Genomic DNA, 20,175 nt, shown 5'->3' with positions numbered 1-20,175 from the left:
CCGCCGCTGCCGGCGACGGGGCGCCGGCAGCGGAGAGAAACCCGGCGGAGCACGGCGGCGGCTGAATAATCGGTCAGCCACCCCCCTTTTGAAGCGCCCCCGGGTCCTGCATGATGGGCGACGGCTTTCGCCCCTGGCTGAAAATGGAGTAAAAAGGGGCTGCGTGAAACCCCGTCAGGGGCCCGAAGAAGAAGTCGCGAGTGCTCAGCAGGGGCCGCCCGGCCCGAGGAAGGAACCCCGATGAAAGCTGGAGTACCCAAGGAAACCTGCCCTGGAGAAAAGCGCGTGGCTCTCGTTCCCGGAGTGCTGGCGCCCCTGCTCAAGGCGGGCGTCGAGGTCTGCGTGGAACGCGGCGCCGGCATGGCGGCCGGCTACACGGACGAGGACTACGCCGAAAAAGGCGCCACCATCGTCGAAGACCGGGCGCAGCTCTTCGCCGACTGCGAGGTGATCTTCCAGGTCCGCACGCCGGGTGCGAATGCGGCGACCGGTGACCAGGACCTGGAGCTGATGCACGCGGGTCAAGTCGTCATCGGCCTGGCCGACCCGCTGTCGCATGCCGAACGGATCCAGGCCTTCGCCGGCCGCGGCATCACGCTCTTCGGCCTCGAACTCCTCCCCCGCATCACCCGCGCCCAGAGCATGGACGTCCTCTCGTCCCAGGCGATGGTGGCGGGCTACAAGGCGGTGCTGCTGGCGGCCAACGCCCTGCCCCGGCTGTTCTCCATGGAAATGACCGCGGCCGGCACCCTCGCGCCGGCCCATGTCTTCGTCATCGGCGCCGGCGTCGCCGGACTCAAGGCGATCGCCACCGCCAAGCGCCTGGGCGCAGTGGTCCATGCCTACGATGTCCGCCCCGCGGTCAAGGAACAGGTGGAGAGCCTCGGTGGGAAGTTCGTCGAGCTGGAGCTGGAGCCCACCGCCGCCGAAGACAAGGGCGGTTACGCCAAGGAACTCGGTGAAGAATTCTACCGCAGGCAGCGCGAGGTGATGACCCGGGTCGTCGCCGAGTGCCAGGTCGTGATCACGACCGCGGCCATTCCCGGCAAGAAGTCCCCGGTGCTGGTCACCGAAGAGATGGTGCGGCAGATGAGTCCCGCCTCGATCATCGTCGACCTGGCCGCCGAACGGGGCGGGAACTGCGAATTGACCCGTCCGGACGAGGTCCGGGAAGTACACTCGGTCACGATCTACGGCCCGACGAATCTCCCCTCGGAAATGGCCTACCACGCCAGCCAGATGTACGGCAAGAACCTGGTCACCTTCTTCCGCACTTTGCTGGACAAGGAAGGCGCGCTGAAGATCGACACCGAAGACGAAGTGATCCGCGACACCCTGCTGACCCGGGACGGACGGCTCGTCAACGCCCGCCTCGAAGGACTCCTCGCTCCCCCCACGAACGACGACAAGGAATAGGAGGCTCCATGGAACTGCTGATCCTGCTGCTGACGATCTTTGCGCTGGCGATCTTCGTCGGTTTCGAGATCATCACCAAGGTGCCGCCGACGCTGCATACGCCGCTGATGTCGGGCTCCAACGCGATTTCCGGGATCGCCATCGTGGGCGCGATTCTCTCCGCTTCCACCAGCAACGACACGATCACCACCGTGCTGGCCTTCCTGGCGCTGGTGTTCGCCACGATCAACGTGGTCGGCGGCTTCCTCGTCACCCACCGCATGCTGGACATGTTCCGGAAGAAGGGCTGAGAGCCATGGGCAACGAGTTCTTGATCGACACGGGACTGGTCAACCTGGCCTACCTGGTGGCCTCGATCCTCTTCATCCTGGGTATCAAGGGATTGACCCACCCGCGCACCGCCGTCCGCGGCAACTTCCTCGGCGCCATGGGCATGCTGCTCGCCGCCCTGGCCACGCTGCTGGCCCGGGGCCTGGATTTCCGCGTGATCCTGGCCGGTATCGTGGTCGGCGGAGCGATCGGCGCCGTCTCCGCGGCCCGCGTCCAGATGACCGCGATGCCGCAGATGGTGGCCATCTTCAACGGTTTCGGCGGCATCGCCTCGATGCTGGTGGCGGGAGGCGCGCTGGCCATCACCCTGCGTGGCGAGTTGCCTCCCAACCTGCAGATGATCATCGCCACCGCGGCATCCGGCCTGATCGGAGCGGTGACCTTCACCGGCAGCGTCGTGGCTTTCGGCAAGCTCCAGGGCCTCAAGCTTTTCCCCAGCGGCCAGGTGATCTTTCCCGGCCAGAAGCCGCTCAACGCCCTGGTCGCCCTCGCCACGCTGGGCGCCTCGGTCTGGCTGGTCACGGATCCGACCAACCTGACGGCCTACTGGGTGATCTGCGGCGTCTCGGCCCTGCTCGGTATCCTGCTCGTGATCCCCATCGGTGGCGCCGACATGCCGGTGGTCATCGCCCTGCTCAACTCCTACTCGGGCCTGGCGGCCGCCGCCACGGGTTTCGTGCTGAACAACAACGTGTTGATCATCTCGGGCTCACTGGTCGGCGCGTCGGGAGTGATCCTGACCAGCATCATGTGTAAGGCGATGAACCGATCGCTGACCCACGTTCTCTTCGGCGTCCTCGGCCCCGCCGCCGACGGCCCTTCCGCCGACGATGTCTACGGCGGCAACGTCAAGTCGGCCAGCCCCGAGGAAGTCGCGATGCTCTTCGACAGCGCCCAGCGCGCGGTCATCGTGCCCGGCTACGGCATGGCCGTCGCCCAGGCCCAGCATGCCGTCCGGGATCTGACGAACCTGCTGGAATCCCGCGGGTGCAGCGTCGAATTCGCGATCCATCCGGTAGCCGGCCGCATGCCCGGGCACATGAACGTGCTGCTCGCCGAGGCGGACATCGAGTACGACAAGCTCAAAGAGATGGACGAAATCAACCCGACTCTCGAACAGGCCGACGTGGCCCTCGTCATCGGCGCCAACGACGTGGTCAACCCCGTGGCGCGCACCGATCCATCCAGCCCGATCGCCGGCATGCCGATCATCGACGTCGACAAGGCCCGGACCGTGGTCGTGGTCAAGCGTTCCCTCTCGCCCGGCTTTGCGGGCATCCCCAACCCGCTGTTCGCCATGGACAACACGCTGATGATGTTTGGGGACGGCAAGAAGGCGATCGTCGAGCTGATCGCAGCTCTCAAGGAGTCGTAGTCACCGGCTCCGCGGCCCGGGTCGTGTGCCTTTCGATGACCCGGGCCAGCTCGTCCCTGTCGATCGGCTTGCTGACGTAGTCATCCATGCCGGCGGCCAGGAACCTCTCGCGGTCTCCACGCATGGCATGGGCTGTCATCGCCACGATCGGCAGGTGCCGGCCTTCCGTCTCCCGTTCCCGAATCGCCCGGGTCAATTCCAGGCCGTCCATCACGGGCATCTGGACATCGGTGAGCAGGATGTCGTAGTCACCGCCGTCGAGGGCCTCGAGGGCCTGGCGGCCGTCCGCCACGACGGTCGATCGGTAACCCATTTTCTCCAGCAGGCGCTGGGCGACCTTCTGATTGACCGGATTGTCTTCGGCGAGCAGGATCTTGGCCTTCTTGAAGACCTTCTCGCGGATCGTGTGTCGCGTGACGAGGCGGAGCGACTCGGACCCTCCCGCCTCGCGGGCCCCCAGCACCATGGCCAGGCAATCGCGGACCTGGGACTGCTTGATCGGTCGCACCAGGTAACCGCTGAAACCGCGTTCCTTGATCCGGGCGGCATCGCCTCGACGGCCCTGGTCGGCAAGATAGACCAGCGGCGTCGAAGCGATCCCCTCGTCGGCATTGATCGCCGCCCCCAACTCCTCGCCGCTCGCGCCGCCGGCGATCCGCCCGCCGATCAACACGGCATCGAAGGGCTCCCCCCCGGCCTTCGCCGCCCGCAGGCGTTCGAGCGCCTCGTCGTATGCCGCGACTTCCTCGTGCCGGCATCCGCAAGCCTCGAGCTGGCTGGCCAGGATCCGCCGATTGAGACTCTCCCCATCGACAGCCAGAATCCGCTTCCCCTCGAGTTCCGACAGCACCACGGGTGCTTCCATCGCCTCCGCGGGCGCGTTGAGCACGACAGTGAACCAGAAGGTCGACCCTCTGCCCTCCTCGCTCTCCACACCGATATCGCCGTCCATCAGCAATACGAGCTGGCGGGAGATCGCCAGGCCGAGACCCGTGCCGCCGTACTTCCGAGTCGTCGAGGTGTCCGCCTGGCTGAAAGATTGGAACAGCTTGTCCTGCAGCGGCCCGGGAATGCCGATGCCGGTGTCCTGCACTTCAAATCGAAGTTCGAACAACGTGTTGCGCCGGGAGGCCAGGCTGACGGTGATCAGCACGCGGCCCTTCTCGGTGAACTTGATCGCGTTGCCGGCCAGATTGAGCAGAATCTGGCGCAGGCGGCCCGGGTCTCCCCGCAGATAGGACGGCACGTCCGGATCGATCATGCAGGCCAGCTCCAACCCCTTGTCCGCCGCCTTGGGGGAGAGCAACTGGATCACGTCGTCGACAGTGGCCCGCAGGTCGAAATCCAGGATTTCCAGCTCCACCTTGCCGGCCTCGATCTTCGAGAAATCAAGGATATCGTTGATCAAGGTGAGCAGCGTACGACCACAGTTCTGCACGATCAGCGCATAGTCCTTCTGTTCCGCATCCAGATCGCTGTCCAGCAGCAGCTCGGTCATGCCGATGATCCCGTTCATCGGCGTGCGGATCTCGTGGCTCATGGTCGCCAGGAAAGCCCCCTTGGCTTCGGCCGCCTCCCCGGCACGCCGCGCCATCTCGGCGGCCTGCAGGGTCGTCTCTTCGAGCTTGTTGTAGGAGAAGCTCAGCTCCGCGTTGGTCTGCTCCAGGCGCTCCCGGGCCTCACGCAGTTCCGTTTCGACGCGGCGCAGGTCGGTGACGTCCCGCAGGACCGCGACGTGCCCCCCCTCACCCCGCTCCGTGGCGACGGGAACGGCGTCCACCAGGAAATCCACGATACGCCCACCGGCACAACGCAGCCGGAGCGCCTGCCCGCGCACCGGAACTTCCGAGCGATAGAAGACCTCGGCGCCGGCCCCGGTGACCGCGTCTTCGACATGGACCAGGATGCGCTCGATGTTCAGGCCCTCGATCTCTTCGGCGGTATACCCCGTCTCCTCGAGCAGGCGGTGATTGACGGCGAGAATGGTCCCCCGTCCATCGACGGCCAGGAAGCTCACCGGGGCATTCCGGGCGGAACTCATCAGGGCGCGCAGCCCCGTCCCCTCCGACCCGAGGGGAGAGCGCGTCGCGTACCGGATGGCGAGCAGCCCCGCCGGCCAGAAAACGAGGCTCGAGACGATCGAGGCGGCCGGCCCCCCGGCAACGGGCCAGCGACCGACCACGAGGGGCACGCAGAACGAGAAAACCGTCCACAGGGCCGCGCCCCACCATGCTCGCCTGCCACCAAACCTGTACCAGGCGGATCCGTGTCTTGGCACGACTTCTCCGGTCACGCGCTCACACCCGCCCCAAGCCCGTCAGGGTCGAATATGGGCATCCCGGCACCGGCCGCAACCGGGCGCTGACCTCCGCCCTCCGGCCAGGCCGCTAGCGGGTGCTGGGGCGGAAATGACGGCGCACCATCCGGGCTCGCTGCCGGGCGGACAGGAGGCTCGCCTGGCGCACCTTGGCGGCCTCGGGCGTGGAGGGACCGGCAGGCACCCGGACTCCCCGAACCGGCTCCCGCGCCACCGGTGTCACGACGATCACCGAGTTGGTCGTCCCCCGCGGATTGGGCACCTCGACGGGATTGGCGCTGTCGATCGACCACCGGCCGGCCAGGATGAACTTGTACTCGTAACGACCCGGCGGGACGGTCAGGCGCTTTTCCCAGCCCCCCTCCACCTGGACCAGGCGAACGCCGCCGTCGGGCACCCAGTCGTTGAAATCTCCGGCCAGGCGGACCTGGACGGGGGGCAGGCGGCGGTGAGAGAAGACCAGGTCGCCGCCCCGCTGAACGAGACCCGTGAAATCGTCCTCCTCGAGCCAGCCGGCCTTGCGCCACTCGCCCAGCAGCCGCTCCGCCACCCTCGGATAGTCCATCGCGGCCCGGCATTTCGGTCGGTACTCCATCACGGTCTTCCCGACGCTCGCCGCCTGGGGAAAAACGACACTGCGGCGGATACCGGGGGCGAGCACCCACCCGGGATGCCCCGCCAGCATCTCGGCGATGACGGCCCGCCCCAGCCGATCCCTGGCCGCCGTCAGCGTGGGCAGGTACCAGCTCTCCAGGCGATGCCCGGTGAGGTCCTTCAGGGCCTCCAGGGTCTGCTCGGCACGCTCGACACCCTGCAGCGCAAAGGGCGACGCCTCGAACGGAATCACGACCTGCCGGGAAGCGGCCAGTGCATTGAGTGTCAGCAGCCCCAGGTTCGGGGGGCAGTCGATGACCACCAGGTCCCAGCGGCGCCGGCCACGGCTCAACACGGCAGCCAGCCGTTGTTCGGGCTGTTCGCGCCCGGCCAGTTCCACTTCCAGGCCGGCCAGGCCCAGGGTGCTCGGAACCAGGAACAGGCCGTCACGCGCCTCCACTGCGATCTCGTCGACGGCACCCTCGCGCGGCGTTCCGGGACTGCGCAACAAGTCGGCCAGGACCCGCCCCTCGTCGGGCGGCGCCTGTCCGAGGCCCAGCGTGGCGTGGCCCTGGGGATCGAGATCGACCAGGAGCACCCGGCAGTCCGCCGCGGCGAAGGCTGCGGCCAGGTGAATCGCGGAGGTGGTCTTGCCGCAACCGCCTTTTTGGTTGACCAGGGCCAGGGTGACGCTCATTGCGAACCTCCTTGCAGGGGGGGAGACTGCGGCCGGCGGTCCACGGGAGCCGGACGCCGGGGAAAAAGGAAGGGCCGAGCGGACAGGGGGTGAAGGCGACGCGCTGCCCCGGGACGGCAGGAGGGCCGGCGACAACCAGCGAGACATCGGGCCGGGAAGGCGTCCATCGACTGGGCCTCCATCCACCAGGCCCGCAGCCTATCGCGGGAACGAACAATCGGTCAACCCGGGGCGAATAAACGGTCCAGCGGCGCGTTTACCCAGCCCCCCCCGGCAGCGTCGCCGTTCGGCGCCGTTCCCCTCTGGCGCGGGATGGAAGCTGTCGGCATGCTTGTTCGTCCAACCCCCGACCAGGACCGCCGATGCCCCCACCCTGCCGCTTCCTCCTGCTCGCCTTCGCGTTTCTCGCCGCCGGAACCACCCTCGCCGGCGACGTCCCGCGGCTCGCGGAAGGCGGAAAACCGATCACCATCGACGGGAAGCTCGACGAGCCGGCCTGGCAAGGGGCCCTGGGCCTCGACCTGGCCTTCGAGACCTATCCCGGTGACAACATTCCCGCGCCGGTTTCCACCCGCTGCCTGCTGCTCTATGACGACCAGCGCCTCTACGTCGCCTTCCTCGCCGCCGATCCCCAGCCGGCGTCGATCCGTGCCCACTACAGCGACCGCGACCTGGCCTTCCGGGACGACATCGTGGGGATCATGATCGACCCCTTTCTCGACGGCCGGCGCGCCTTCGCCTTCATGGCCAATCCTCTCGGCGTCCAGATGGACGCCGCCGTGGCGGGTATCGGAGGTACCGGCGGATACGGCAGCCTGACCGGAGCCCCGGGAGACGACTTCTCCTGGGACGCGATCTGGGAAAGCGCCGGCACGATCTCCACCGGGGGATTCACGGTGGAGTTGGCCATCCCCTGGACGGCGCTCCGCTTTCCTCGCGGCACCGCAGAGCAGACATGGGGCGTGATCGCCTTCCGTTCCTGGCCCCGCACCCAGCGGCGCCGACTGCACTCGGTGCCCATCGACCGCAACGACACCTGTTTTCTCTGCCAGGCCGGGAAGATCTCCGGGCTCGAGCGCATGACGCCCGGTCGGGGCCTGGAGTTCACGCCGACGGCGACCTGGTCGAGGCGGGAAGAACGCAGCGACTTCCCCGCCGGGCCCCTCGAGCCCCAGGCTTCAGAGACCGACACGGGCCTGTCGGCGCGGTGGGGCATCACGCCGAATCTCAGCTTGAACCTGGCTCTCAATCCCGACTTCTCCCAGGTCGAAGCCGACGTGGCCCAGCTCGAAATCAACCGCCGGTTCGCGCTCTTCTACCCCGAAAAGCGCCCCTTCTTCCTCGAGGGAGCCGATCTCTTCGGGACGCGCTTTCGCACCGTCCACACGCGGGCCGTGGCCGATCCCTCCTGGGGCATCAAGCTGACCGGCAAGGAAGGCCCCCACGCCATCGGCGCCTACGTGGCTCACGACCGGGTCACGAACCTCGTCTTCCCCGGAAACCAGGGCTCGACCTCCACCAGCCTGGCGGAGGGCAACGATACCTACGTGCTGCGCTATCGGCGCGACGTGGGTACGTCATCCCAGCTCGGCGTGCTGGTCACCGGGCGGGAGGGCGAGCACTACCACTCCCGCCTGGGCGGCTTCGACGGCCGCATCGCACTCAGCCCGGTCGACGCGATCCACTTCCAGGCTCTGACGGCCGCCACCTACTACGCTCCGATCCTTGCCCGCCCCGAGGAGAAGATCCGCGGACATGCGCTGACTTTCAGCTATTCCCACGACGCCCGGAACTGGGGCTGGTGGGCCTGGGGCTCCCGTGTCAGTCCCGACTTCCGCGCCGACACCGGCTTCATGCCACGCGTCGACACCCGCACCGTGGGAGCCGGCCTGCGGCGCACCCTCTGGGGCCGCGACGGCAGCGTGCTGAACCGCAGCCGGTTCAACCTGGACGCGAGCCGTACCGAGAACTTCGCCGGCCAGGTCACCGACCGCGAGATCGCGCTCAGCTCCCGTTTCGAAGGCCCCTACCAGTCGCTGTTGATCCTCCGCGCCTCCCGCCGCCAGTCCCGATTGGGGAACGCTCTCTTCGACCAGGACCGGACGACGGCTTTCTTCAACATCCGCCCCAGCGGCGCCTTCACATCATCTTTCAGGCTGTCCGTCGGCGACGAGATCGACGTGGCCAATCTCCGGCAGGGGCGAATTCGGGAGATCTCTCCCGGCATCACCTGGAACCTGGGGCGCCGCTTCTTCCTTCAACTGGACCACACTCTCCAGCAGCTCGAAGTCCATGGCGAGACCCTCTTCCAGGCCCATCTGACCAACGCCCGCGTCGTCTATCACCTGGGCCTGCGCACCTTTGTCCGGGCCATCGTCCAGCGCACCGCCATCACGCGAGAACCCCGGCTCTACACCTTCCCGGTGGACGCGCGCTCACGCCGACTCTTCGTTCAGTACCTGTTTTCCTACAAGGTCAATCCCCAGACAGTGGTTTTCGCCGGCTACAGCGACACCCGACTCGGCGATGATTCCGTCGACCAGCTCCGCGCCGACCGCACGTTCTTCGTCAAGCTGGGCTACGCCTGGCTGCTGTGAGCCCCCCATCCCGCGGCGGCGCCTCCCGGGGGCCGCCGCCGGAATCGCGGGCCTACAGCGGGGTCTCGCCGCACACGTTGGTGGCCGTGACCAGGTAGAACCACCGTGCGCCGTCGGATGCCGCGCCCACATCCGTGTACTGGATACCGGGCGTCCCGGGATCCTCGTCCCCCACGCCGGCGGCGTGCGCCGCCCCCCAGGTGGAGGGGTCCGGATCGCCGTCGCGATAGACGTTCCAGCTCACGCCCGGATCCGCCGGGTCGTCCCACTCGAGCAACAGGTCGCTCCCCTGCTTGCTGATCAGCAAGCCCGTGGGATCCGTCGCGCCGTCGCAGGGTTCGTGGATCGTCAGGAACTGGTTGATGCCCACCCCGGTCAGTTCCTGCTCGACCAGGGCCGTGTTGGGCCAGCGCACCCGGACGCTGTCCACCGTCGTCGCGCCGCCCAGGCCGAAGTGCAGCGTCAGGGGGCGCATCGGCCCTTCGTGCCCGTTGCCCGCGTAGACCGTCTGCGTCTGGGTCACGCCGCCGGCGGTCACCGCCACGCGGGCTCCGATCGCGCTCTTGTTGGCGTATCCCGGCGCCCCGACGCCCACCAGCTTGATGGCGAGCCAGTTGTTGTCGGTGCCCACGTCGTTGCGGTAGAGCCGGACACCCGTGTCGCCACAGGTGATCAACAGGTCCTCGTCACCGTCGCGGTCGTAGTCCAGCGGCGTGACGTAGCCCGGCGGCAGATTGTCGATGTTGATCTCGTTGAGCCCCGAATCCACCGTGACCGGCGAGAAGGTATGGTCGGCGGCCTGCCTGAAGAGGTAGAGACGGTTGTTGCCGTAGCCGCTTTCCGTGAGAATGAAATCGACCAGCATGTCACCGTCGAAATCGATCCAGCTCGCGAAATGATCTCCGTGGTGGGTCGTGTCGGGATCCTCGGCGGCCCGCCCCGAAACGCGGTCGAAATCCCAGGAGAAGATCCCCCCGTCGTTGGTCACCACCGTCGAATGAACTCCCGTCGCGCCGTCGCCTTCTCCATGGGTCATGATCTCGAAGAAGTCTTCGTCTCCGTCGTTGTCGTAATCTCGAGGCATGCTGCCGAAGGAAACCTTCTGGCCGAAAATCCCGCGATACTCGTCGTAGTGCGTGGTGGCCTGAACCTGGGTGAAGGTGCCGTCTCCATTGTTCTGGTACTGGCGCGGAATCGAGCCGAACACCGTACGACTGTATGGCGGTGCGAAGAGATCCATCAGGCCGTCACCGTTGGAATCGAAGGCCGCCACCGCGTAGACACAGGTGTTGACCTGGTCGATACCCGTACCCACCGTGACGTTGCTGAATCCGCCGTCGCCGCTCCCCTTGTAGAGTTGGTCCCGGGTCAGCGTACTGTCGGGCTTGTACCAGTTGCCGATGAACAGGTCGATGGCCGAGTCGTTGTCGTAATCGAGAAAGACCGCCGCCGGCGTGTTGTAGGTCGGTTCGAGGTGGAACGGCGAATCCGGCGCCAGGCTGAAATGAGCGTTGCCGTCGTTGAGCAGCAGGTCGTTGGTACCGAAGTCCAGGTCGTAGCTGCGGTGCAGATAGACGTTGGTGAAGATATCGAGGTCGCCGTCGTTGTCCACGTCCGCGAAGATCGCGGCGTCGGACTGGCGGCCGTCGGCCGTGCCCTGCCGATTGTCCCGGATCCCCGAGCCGGCGGTGTGATCGACGAACTTGCGGCTGAACGGGTCGTTCGGATCGTCGCCCGGCTCGTTGAGATAGAGCCACTGCTTGTCGACCACGTCTCCCGCGGCATGGTTCGGCTCGAAGTGAATCAGGATGTCCGGATAGCCGTCTCCGTTGAGGTCGCCCACGGAGACACGATAGGCGGGGACGCCCTCGAGGCCCGATCCGGCCGTCACGTTGGTGAAGTAGGGCGGCGTGGGGTCGGCGCCCCACACGGCCGTCGGCAGGGCCGCGAAAGCGGCAATAAGCAAATATACAGCAAAAGCCGGGGACGTCGCCGGTCGACCCATGGTAAGCCCTCCTCTGGGTCGACTCATATACGGGCAGCGGCCCGGAACCCGCAACCCGATCTGACGTTCAGCCCTTCACGTCGAGGTGAGACCCGGGACGACCGCCGGGGCCGGCATGGCCGTCGGAGCTGGGCGCATGGGGTTTTCGCGTGTCCGGCGGCTGGCCCACCCGGCTCCTGGCCCGGGTCTGTTTTTCCTTTTTCTTCTCCACTTCGGCGCTGGTCGGCTGAGCGACACCCTTGTGCTGGGGCAGCGAGTTGAGCGGATTGACTTCAAGCATCTTCGCCCCTTTCCCGACCCGGAGGCGGCAGGCCACACTCCCGGTCTACGTACTCATCGGCCGGAGGGGGGCCGACTTGAGGGCCCGGCCCCGAAAATCCCGCCGCTGCAACAGGACTGTTCGCGATTTTTCAACGTTGCCGGGGGAAGTGATATCGTTTTCCCTGTGCCGTCCCGGCGCCGCGGTCTCTCCCCGGAATCGGGAGTTCAGGGGGTTCTTGTGAAAAAACCGGTTCTTTCCATCATGTCCGCTCTTCCCTTCTTTTGCCTCGTCCTGATGGCGGCGGGGGCGCCCGCCGACGCGGCGGACGACCGTCCCCTGGCGACGACCAAGGAAGAACGGGTCGAAATCCGCATGGTGCAGGTGGATGTCTCGGTACTGGACCCGAACGCGAAGACTTACGCATCGGTGCCGGGCCTGACCCTCCAGCATTTCGACCTGCGTCTCGACGGTCGCCGGCTGAGCGACCAGCAGCGGTCGAAAGTCAAGTTCGACGTCTTCTGCCGGCAGGAGCACGCCACCACCTCCGGCCCACCGCCCCAGGTGCCGGTAATCACGGTCGTCGATTTCAACTACCTCGACGCCCGCGGGCGATTCCGCGTCGCCGAGGCCATCGACCAGATCGCCGACAAGGCCCCCGAGGGGCAGGAGGTCTACAAGATCTACGGCCTGACGCGCCAGGTACGACAACTGACCGATGGCTTCACCAAGGACCCCCAGGCCCTGCACCGCGCGGCGGAAATCGTTCGGGGCACGAGTTTCCGCGGTGGCGAGTTCGTTGCTCCCGGTACGGAAGACGTACCGGAGATGAAACGCGTCACCCTCGGCAGCCTCCTCGAGTCCTTCGGCCCCTCGCCGATCCAGCTCTTCACCGACGACCAGAGCGCCGCCGGAGCCGAGATCACCATGAACTCGCTCTTTTTCGAGGCCCAGCGCACCGTCGACCCCGAGGCCGGCATGGCGGCCCTCGAGGCGATCCTGCGCGCTCACAGCAGCATGCCGGGAGCCAAGGCCGTCATTCTCTTCTCCTCCGAGGCCTTCCGCATGTTACGCGTCGAGCGGTTCGACCAGGCGGTCCAGGGCCTGCGGGAACTGGCCAAGCTGGGTTTCCGGATCTGGACGGTGGACGTCGAAGGTCTCTCGCGCCGCAAGAGCGGCGCCTCCGAGCTGCTATCGCTACTGGCGCAAGAGACGGGGGGCCAGTCCATCCGCCGCACCGGGCGACTGACCCAGGTCTTCGAAGGGGTCGCCGAGCAGCTTTCCTGCCACTACCTGCTCAGCCTTCCGGTGCCATCGAATCCCGATCGCACCGAACGGCACAACCTGGTCGTCAAGATCGACACGACCAAGTACCCCGACATGTGGAACTACCGGGTCGTCGCGCCGTCCCAGATCACCCTACCCAGCCTCAAGGCCGTGCGCCGCAATCGGCGGATCGCCGCCCTTTTCTCCCCCGAAGACTTCAACGATCCCGCCGTGGTGACGACCCTGGCCTACCCGATGGAGATCGGCGATCGTGAAATCCTGCCGGTCCGGGTGCGCGCGCCGCTGCGGGATCTGACCTGGCTGCCGCTCCCCGAAGGCGGCGTCCGGGCACGCATTCTCGTCGACGCGGTCGTGCTCCATGACACGGGTCGCAGCGCGCTCCCGGTCTGCGAACTGGGGGCCGAGAAGACGGGACCGCTCGAGATCCGTCTCAAGCGGCCGCCACGCCCCGATTCCACCGCCGGCATCGCCGTGCAGCTCCCCTGCCTGTTCAAGAAGGACGGGCTCTACACCGCCCGCGGCGTGATCACCGACATGGCGACCGACCTTTCGGGAGCCGGCCAGAGCGCGGCCATGATCCGGAAGAAGGGTGAAAAGGAATGGACGATCTACGCAGCGCGGGTCCAGGCCGCCTCGGGACGTGACTTCCTCTGGCAACCGGGCGCGAAAACGATCGAGCGTGACAAGGCGAGAACCGTGGCCCGCCAGGTGGACGACCACGCGCCGGCCACGGTGGCCGATCGGATCTTTCTGCGCTACCTGCTGTGCGGGCCCGATCCTGCCGACGCCGGGGCGCGCATGCGCCACTTCCTGCTGCGACGGGTCGAAGGCCAGGGCGCCCAGGTCGTCCAGGCCTTTTCGCCGGACGCCCTCCACGTGGCCCCCACCAGGGCCCGGGGACCGTTCTGCGCGCCGGCCCTGCTGACCCTTCCGGAGTACAGCCTGGAACCCGGCGCCTACTCTTTCGCGGTGCTCGACGCGACCGCCGACCCGACCCTGGTCAGCGAGATCCCCTTCGACCCCGACCATCCCCTCCCCCGGGGCGTGCGGGCACGGGCCGACTTCCAGGTCGCCCCCTGAGGCACGGTTCGAGGCTATCGGGCCACGCCGGCGATCAGCAGCGCCAGGGACACGCCGTTGACCAGCGCATGGGCGCAGATCGCGGGCCACAGGCTCGCGCGCCGGAGGGTGAGCCACCCGAAGGCCAGGCCCAGCAGCCCCACGGTCATCACGCCTTCCCCATGGATCGCGCCGAAGATCGCCGACGTTGCCAGCAGGGCGGCCAGGTCCCCCCAGCGGTGGCGAAGGGATGTCAGCAGGAAACCGCGGAAGACGATCTCCTCGGACAAGGGGGCCAGGACGACACCGATAAGCGCCACCAGGACGATGTCGGCCGGAGTTCTCACGTCGAAGATCTGCGCCGCGCCGCTCTGCCTGTAGAGAAACTCCGGCAGCCCCAGACGCTCGGCGGCCAGGCCCACAGCGGTCACGGCAAGCCAGGCGGGCGGGGCCGCCACCAGGCCCCAGAGAACATCCCGCCGGAGCCGACGGGTACCCAGGCCGATCTCGCTCCAGCGCCGGCCCCGCGCGCGCAGACGGCCGCCGAGCCAGGCTCCCGCCGCCACCGCACCGCCCGCGAAGGCGGCCAGCAGCGCCCTGGGATCCTCGAGGCGCCAGCCGAGGCCCACCAGGAGCGACAACTGCGTCACCACCTGGCCGACGATGAAGGCCAGCACGCCGGTCAGACCATCGAGGGCCGACCAGGGCCGACCCGACTCCCGCCGCAGCCGCTGGAAGACCAGGACACCGCCGACGAAGGCTGCCGCCAGGCCCATGACCGCCGCCAGGGCCACCAGCCAGATCACTGTCGGCAGGCGACTTTGAAGCGGAGCCTGGATCACGAAGGTCGCGGGCCGGCCCGGGCGCCAGGCCGCCAGGGCGCCCACCCCGAGAACCAGTACCTCGCCGTCTTCCCGGCCCGCGACGACGGCCTCCACGCCGCCGAGGATCCGGGGCAACGGTGGCTGGGAAAGCCATTGTCCCGCCTGGAAGGCCCAGATCTCGCCATGCAGACTGTCCACCAGCCAGGGGGTGTCCCCCGGGCTGAAGGCCAGGAAGGTCTCCGCCCCGGGACCCGGTCGAGGCGAGGGAAGATCTTCCCGACTCCCGTCGGGATGCCGCACGCCGCCCTCGCTGGTCAGCACCGCCAGATGGCCGTCGGGGTGCAGCGCCAGATCATCGATGCCGTCGGCCAGCGCCCGGGGCGCTTCCCCCGGATCCCCCAGTGTGAAAAGAGTGCAGCGGCGCGATCGCCGGGGACGCCCGAGGGCCGCGGGCGGGGACTCCAGGCACGCCCCGAGCCAGTAGAGCCGGCCCTGGCCGTCGACCAGCACAGGCCCCGTCGCCGGGGCGGAGAGTTCCAGGGCGAGAATCCGCGGCTCCCCTCCCGCGAACTGGATCCGCTCCAGCCGATCCGGGGGGTCGAGCACCCACGCCTCCCGCGCCGAGACCGCCGCCAACCAGGCCAGGCGGTCGTAGTCCCGTTCGGCGACGAGCTTCGAGGGCGGATCGGCTCCGCGGTCGAACACCACCAACCGGCCGTCGCTCAGGCCCCACAGGGAACCGTCACGCGCCTCGGCCAGGCGGTCCAACCGCTCCGGCCACTTTTCGATCACCTCTCCCGAAGCGGCATCCAGGCGGAGGGTCTGCCCGCGGGTCCCCAGCAGCCACGAGCCCTCGTCCCACCGGGCCAGGCAGCGGTAGGGGCCGAAGTTGTGCAGGGGGCCGAAGGCCGCCGCCCCATCGGGGGGCGCGTCCGGGGGAGGAGCGGCGAGGACCGGTAACACCGGCAACAGCAAGCCGACCAGCGCCAGGGAGAGCAGGTCTCGCAGCGTCATCAAACCCCTTTCCTCATGGTGACGGCCTCCTCCCTCGCTGGCGGAAGATCGTCTCGCCCGAGAGTCGGCGCAAGGCCTGGCGCGCCCGGCGGCTCAGCTCTTCGGCCTCGGCGCACTCCGTCAGGATTCGCCCCAGTTCGACCACCGCCAGCTCTCGCCGACCGGCCCGGACGAGGAGATCGGCCAATTCTCCCCGGTACTCACAGGCCGTGATCGGCGGGATGTCCCGGAGGAAGAACTCGGGACGTTCACCGCTTGTCGGATGATCCGGGTCGTCGGCGAGAAATTCACGATAGGCCGCCTCGGCCTCGTCGAAGCGACCCAACAGCGCCAGGCAGCGCCCGCGAGAGCGTACGGCGGCCTGTCGCCACGGTCGATCGAGGGCGGCGTCGTGCTCGATCCGCGCATAGAGCGGCAGCGCCTGCTCGCATTGCCCGGCCTTCTGCAGCGCATCGCCCAGCCGGGCCAGGGAGAAGGGATTGTCCGGCTCGGCCTGCCAGGCCCGGCGATAGGCCTCGAGGGCCTGATCGGAGCGGCCGGCGTGGTCGAGCACATCGCCGAGCAACACCGGGTCCGGGGGCGGCAGCATGGAGTCCTTGGGCATGGTGACGGCTCCCACGACCAGCATGGTCCCACCCACCACCGCCGCCACGACTCTCGCCCTGCCCCGCCGCCCCCCGACCCACCCGGCCGCCGCCACCGGCATCAACAACACCAGGGCGGGCAACCGGTAGCGAGCGGTGTTGAAGAAGAGCACCGGGGCGGCGGCCCAGGCCACCGCCAGCAGCAACAGGGCCAGCCCCCCGCGCCGGCGCCCGCCGGCGGCGGCGAGCACCAGGCCCGCGGCGAGCCACGGCCCTCCGAGGCTCAGTGGCAGGGCCCAGAACGAACCGTGGGCCATCAACACCTTCAGGATCGGCGAGTAGGCGCGCACCGAATCGAAACGCCGATTGTTGGGAATCTCGTAGGCCGTCAGCAGCAACAGGGCCTTGCGGGCGAGCAGGGCGGCGCCACCGGCGGGGTCGTGGAGCCATCGCTGCACGCTCTGGCGCAGGAAAAAGCGCTGATGTTCACTGCCCCGGGTCAGGCCGAGCTTTTCCGGTGCCGTGTACAGTCGGGTCCAGGTCAGGTCAGGGTGCCAGTTTCCCGATCCCTGGTCGAAGGCCGGGTCGTTGCCCATGAAGAGGTTGATGCCCCCGTTCCAGGAGACGATCACCGGGTCGTGGGCGTAGAAGGTGTTGCGCAGGGTCACGGGCGAAACCACCAGGATGGCGGGAATCAGCACCGATCCCGCGGCCCGGGCCATCGTCACCTCGCCCAGCCACCCGCGCCGGGCCGCCAGCATGGCCCAGCAGGCGGCGGCGACGACGGCCAGCAGGCCGTTGGCCCGGGTGATGCTGAGCAGTCCGAGCAGGGCGCCGGCGGCGGCCAGAAAACCGTGGGGCGGTCCATCCAGGGCCGCCAGCAGGCGGTCGGCAGTCGCCAACAGCATCAGCGTCACCAGTGGCGTGAGCAGGAGCGTGGCGTCGAAGTAGATCGCCGTCCCCCACCAGGCCAGGGCGCAGCCGGCGATCCAGGCGGCGCGCGGGCCGGCCAGACGACGGGCCAGCCGCGCCACCAGAACCACCGAGGCCACGCCGCAGACCAGCGCGACCACCCGCGCCGCCAGCACGGCGGTGTGGTCACCGAGCACGGCGATCAGCACCGCGGCCATGTAGGAGTAGAAGGGCCCCTTGTAGAAGGCCCCCGAGTGGGGCAGCAGCCAGCCCTGGCTGACGATGATCTGGGCCTGACCGAAGTGAAACCAGGCATCCACCACGGGAATCGCGAAGAGGGGATCGCGCCGGGCCAGGAAGACGAAGTGCAGCCCCCGCAGCACCAGGGCCACGGCGGCAGGGCCCGCGATCGAGGGATCGATCCGCCGTGCGAAGGACATCACGGCGCGGGCTCGAGTCGCAGCCGGTACTCGACCGGACCGGGCAGAAAAGGGGTCGGCTCGCCCCGCTCCCAGGCTTGCTGCCCGGCGCCGTAGAAAGGAGACAGGAAGTGGCCGCTCTGCCCACCGGGCATGTGCAGCAGCCCTCGCTCCTCGTGCCCCGGGGAAACCACCATTCTCTCGGACGCGCCCATACCAGGTCCCTGGACGCGCGGCATGTGGGTGTCTCCCGGCAGGGCCGCCGGCGGCAGGTCGAGCCAGCGGGCCAGCCAGGGAAGAGAGCGTGAAAAGGGGTGCCGCACCCGCACCACGTTGCGGCGGCCCCAGGTGAAGGCCGCCAGGCCGCCGCGATCGTCGACCTGGTCGAGGAGATCGTCGAGGGCCTGCTCGAGGAGGGCATCCCACGTGTCGTAGTCGGCACCGAGCAGATGGGGCGGCCGGAGGGTGAGCAGCCGCCAGACCGGCCCTTCCACCTGGCGCAGGTAGCCGGCACCCAACCGCGGGTCCGCCTCCCGGCAGGGAGCGAGCAGGGGCCCGAGCACCCGCTCGATGACCAGCAGCCGGAAGCCCCGAACCAGCCGGTAGGCCACCGAGGCGGGCTGCGCCCGCAGGGGGCCGGCACCCAGCAGATCCGCGAGGCGAGCGCCCCGTTCGCCACCGACCCCCGCCGCCTTCACCGTCTCGAGCATGAGCCGTCGCCAGGGCTCGAGCAGCAGGCCCCGGTCGTCGAGCTGAATGGCCAGCAGGCTCCGTTCGTCGTGGCGCTCGACAGCCTGCAGGTCGTCCCGGATCTGCCGGGCGCGGGCACCGAGGTCGTACCCCCCGTCTCCGAGCCGGGCCAGGGCCTCCCCCCCCACCGTACGGTTATTGGCGGTCCACAGCACTCCGTCGGCCGGATCGATGATCGTCGGCACCTCGGCGGGATCGATCCACCCTTCCCAACTCCGGCTCCCATCGCACCACCGCCCGGGCAGCAGCCCGTCGAATCCCCGGCGGCGGGGCAAGCGCCCGATCAGCGTCCAGGCGATGGAGCCGGCCCGGTCGACGACCAGGAAATTCTGCGCCGGAATCCCCGTACGGTGGGCGACCGCAATCGCCTGCCGCACGTCGTGGGCCTGTTCGAGGCCGAGCAGCGCCAGGTTGAGGGCCTCGGGCTCGTGGGCCACCCAGCGCAGGGCCCAGGGGCGTCCCCGGGGATCGCGACCGACCACCGGTCCCCAGATCGTTCGCCGATATTCGAAGTCCACCCCGTCGCCGCCGGCCACCTCGATGCGTTCCCGGACCACCTCGAAGGGGCGCCATCCCCCGGGAGCGAGGTAGCGGTCTTCCTTGCCGTCGGCGGGCAGGTCCAGCACGACCAGATCCGAGGTGTCCACCTGGGCGTTGGTAAAGCCCCAGGCCACCTGCCGGTTGCTCCCCACCACCATGACAGGGGTGCCGGGCAGCCCCAGGCCCGCCACGTCCAGCCGGGGCGCGTCCGGGGCCTCCCCCTCGAGGACGAGGCGCATGCGGAACCAGATATTCGGTACACCCAGGGGGAGATGCATGTCGTTGGCCAGCAGGGCGTCACCGCTCACCGTGCGGGAGGCCGCCACGGCCCAGTTGTTGCTGCCGGCCACCGGAGACGCCGCGAGGCCGGACTCTGCGGGGGCGGCCGTGGGCTCAACCTTCCGCAGGTCGATCGTCGCCGGATCCGGCAGCGGCGGTTCGGCCACACGGGTTCCGTCCAGGGCGGCGTCCCACCGGGTCCCCGACGCGGCGAGGAAGGCGAACAGGGACCCGGGCAGGGTCTGCGCCATCGTCGCCAGGGCGGCCTCCCGGCGTCCCTCGTCCTGGAGCAACTGGAACATGGAGGCGAGAACCAGGACGGTGTCCTCCTCCCGCCAGGGAGCCGGCTGCCGGCGCAAAAGCAGGTATTCGAAGGGCCGTGCCCCCAGGTCGGCGAGCCCCGCTCCCACCCCCCGGGTGTAGGCCGCGAGCAGAGAGCGCTCGCGGGGAGAGGCCTCCGCCACGACCCGCCGCGCCAGCCGGCGGAAGCCGTGGATCCGGGCTTGCCTGTCGGCGCTCACGGCAACCTCACCGAGCAGGGCCGCCAGTTCGCCCGCCGCCCGGCGGCGCATCAGGTCCATCTGGAAGAAACGTTCCTGGGCATGGACGAAACCGGTGGCGAAGGCCAGGTCGTCTCGGCTCCCGCCACGCAGGATCACCGCCCCCAGGGCGTCACGCTCGACGCTCACTGCCGCATGGAGGCCCTGGGCGACCACGACGCCGTCGAGGCGGGGCAGGCTCGAGCGCAGGGCCACGACTCCCGCCAGGCCGACCAGGGCCGCCAGGAGCAGCAGAACGGCGGCACCCGACAGCAGGCGCCGCCGCAGACGCGAGGATCGGGGGCGGGTCTCGGATCGCACGGAAAGTCTCCCAGTCGCTCCGGCGGCGCCGGAGAGCGATCAAGGATACGATCTTTG

At 68.7% G+C, this 20,175-nt stretch carries 12 protein-coding genes; 5 read left to right on the top strand and 7 right to left on the bottom strand.

Going from position 1 to position 20,175, the window contains the following annotated elements; translation table 11 throughout:
* Positions 1–240: 240 nt before the first annotated feature.
* Genes Q9Q40_11585 through Q9Q40_11575 form a run of 3 tightly spaced genes read left to right on the top strand, consistent with a single transcriptional unit; the run spans position 241 to position 3,121 of the window.
* Complete coding sequence (locus Q9Q40_11585) at positions 241–1,416, top strand: Re/Si-specific NAD(P)(+) transhydrogenase subunit alpha (GenBank protein MDQ7007862.1); 1,176 nt, start codon at positions 241–243, stop codon at positions 1,414–1,416.
* A gap of 8 nt (positions 1,417–1,424) precedes the next feature.
* Positions 1,425–1,706 (top strand): NAD(P) transhydrogenase subunit alpha, encoded by a 282-nt coding sequence (locus tag Q9Q40_11580; protein MDQ7007861.1) that lies wholly within the window; start codon positions 1,425–1,427, stop codon positions 1,704–1,706.
* Between the two features lie 23 nt (positions 1,707–1,729).
* A complete protein-coding gene (locus Q9Q40_11575; GenBank protein ID MDQ7007860.1) occupies positions 1,730–3,121 on the top strand; it encodes an NAD(P)(+) transhydrogenase (Re/Si-specific) subunit beta in 1,392 nt (463 codons plus the stop codon).
* On the opposite strand, the gene Q9Q40_11570 is transcribed toward Q9Q40_11575, so the two are convergent.
* Positions 3,108–5,399, bottom strand: a complete 2,292-nt coding sequence (locus Q9Q40_11570; protein MDQ7007859.1) for a response regulator — start codon at positions 5,397–5,399, stop codon at positions 3,108–3,110. The genes Q9Q40_11575 and Q9Q40_11570 overlap by 14 nt on opposite strands.
* Positions 5,400–5,508: 109 nt before the next feature.
* Positions 5,509–6,729 carry an AAA family ATPase gene (locus Q9Q40_11565; GenBank protein ID MDQ7007858.1) on the bottom strand — a complete coding sequence of 407 codons (1,221 nt, stop codon included), beginning with the start codon at positions 6,727–6,729 and terminating at the stop codon, positions 5,509–5,511.
* Between the two features lie 362 nt (positions 6,730–7,091).
* On the opposite strand from Q9Q40_11565, the gene Q9Q40_11560 reads away from it, so the two are divergent.
* Positions 7,092–9,326 carry a DUF5916 domain-containing protein gene (locus tag Q9Q40_11560; protein ID MDQ7007857.1) on the top strand — a complete coding sequence of 745 codons (2,235 nt, stop codon included), beginning with the start codon at positions 7,092–7,094 and terminating at the stop codon, positions 9,324–9,326.
* 52 nt (positions 9,327–9,378) lie between these two features.
* On the opposite strand, the gene Q9Q40_11555 is transcribed toward Q9Q40_11560, so the two are convergent.
* Both Q9Q40_11555 and Q9Q40_11550 read right to left on the bottom strand, forming a co-directional pair.
* Positions 9,379–11,331: a CRTAC1 family protein gene (locus Q9Q40_11555; protein MDQ7007856.1), complete on the bottom strand. Its 1,953-nt coding sequence runs from the start codon at positions 11,329–11,331 to the stop codon at positions 9,379–9,381.
* A gap of 67 nt (positions 11,332–11,398) precedes the next feature.
* Entirely contained in the window at positions 11,399–11,611 is a 213-nt protein-coding gene (locus Q9Q40_11550; protein MDQ7007855.1) for a hypothetical protein, read from the bottom strand.
* A 243-nt stretch (positions 11,612–11,854) separates the two neighbouring features.
* Between Q9Q40_11550 and Q9Q40_11545 the strand changes: the two genes are divergently transcribed.
* Positions 11,855–13,957 carry a hypothetical protein gene (locus Q9Q40_11545; GenBank protein MDQ7007854.1) on the top strand — a complete coding sequence of 701 codons (2,103 nt, stop codon included), beginning with the start codon at positions 11,855–11,857 and terminating at the stop codon, positions 13,955–13,957.
* Between the two features lie 14 nt (positions 13,958–13,971).
* Here Q9Q40_11545 and Q9Q40_11540 read toward each other — a convergent pair whose 3' ends face one another.
* From Q9Q40_11540 to Q9Q40_11530, 3 genes are read right to left on the bottom strand one after another with little or no spacing between them, the layout of a single operon-like run.
* On the bottom strand, positions 13,972–15,774 hold the full coding sequence (locus tag Q9Q40_11540) for a CPBP family intramembrane metalloprotease (GenBank protein ID MDQ7007853.1): 1,803 nt from the start codon (positions 15,772–15,774) through the stop codon (positions 13,972–13,974).
* Positions 15,775–15,787: 13 nt separating this feature from the next.
* Positions 15,788–17,710, bottom strand: a complete 1,923-nt coding sequence (locus tag Q9Q40_11535) for a glycosyltransferase family 39 protein (protein ID MDQ7007852.1) — start codon at positions 17,708–17,710, stop codon at positions 15,788–15,790.
* Entirely contained in the window at positions 17,710–20,118 is a 2,409-nt protein-coding gene (locus tag Q9Q40_11530) for a penicillin acylase family protein (protein MDQ7007851.1), read from the bottom strand. The genes Q9Q40_11535 and Q9Q40_11530 overlap by 1 nt, the downstream gene beginning before the upstream one ends.
* Between the last annotated feature and the right edge of the window lie 57 nt (positions 20,119–20,175).

The organism is Acidobacteriota bacterium, from assembly GCA_030949985.1.
Taxonomy (GTDB): domain Bacteria; phylum Acidobacteriota; class Polarisedimenticolia; order J045; family J045; genus JALTMS01.
The sequence above is the reverse complement of the archived record's forward strand: the minus strand, read 5'-3'. Positions and strand labels throughout refer to the sequence as shown.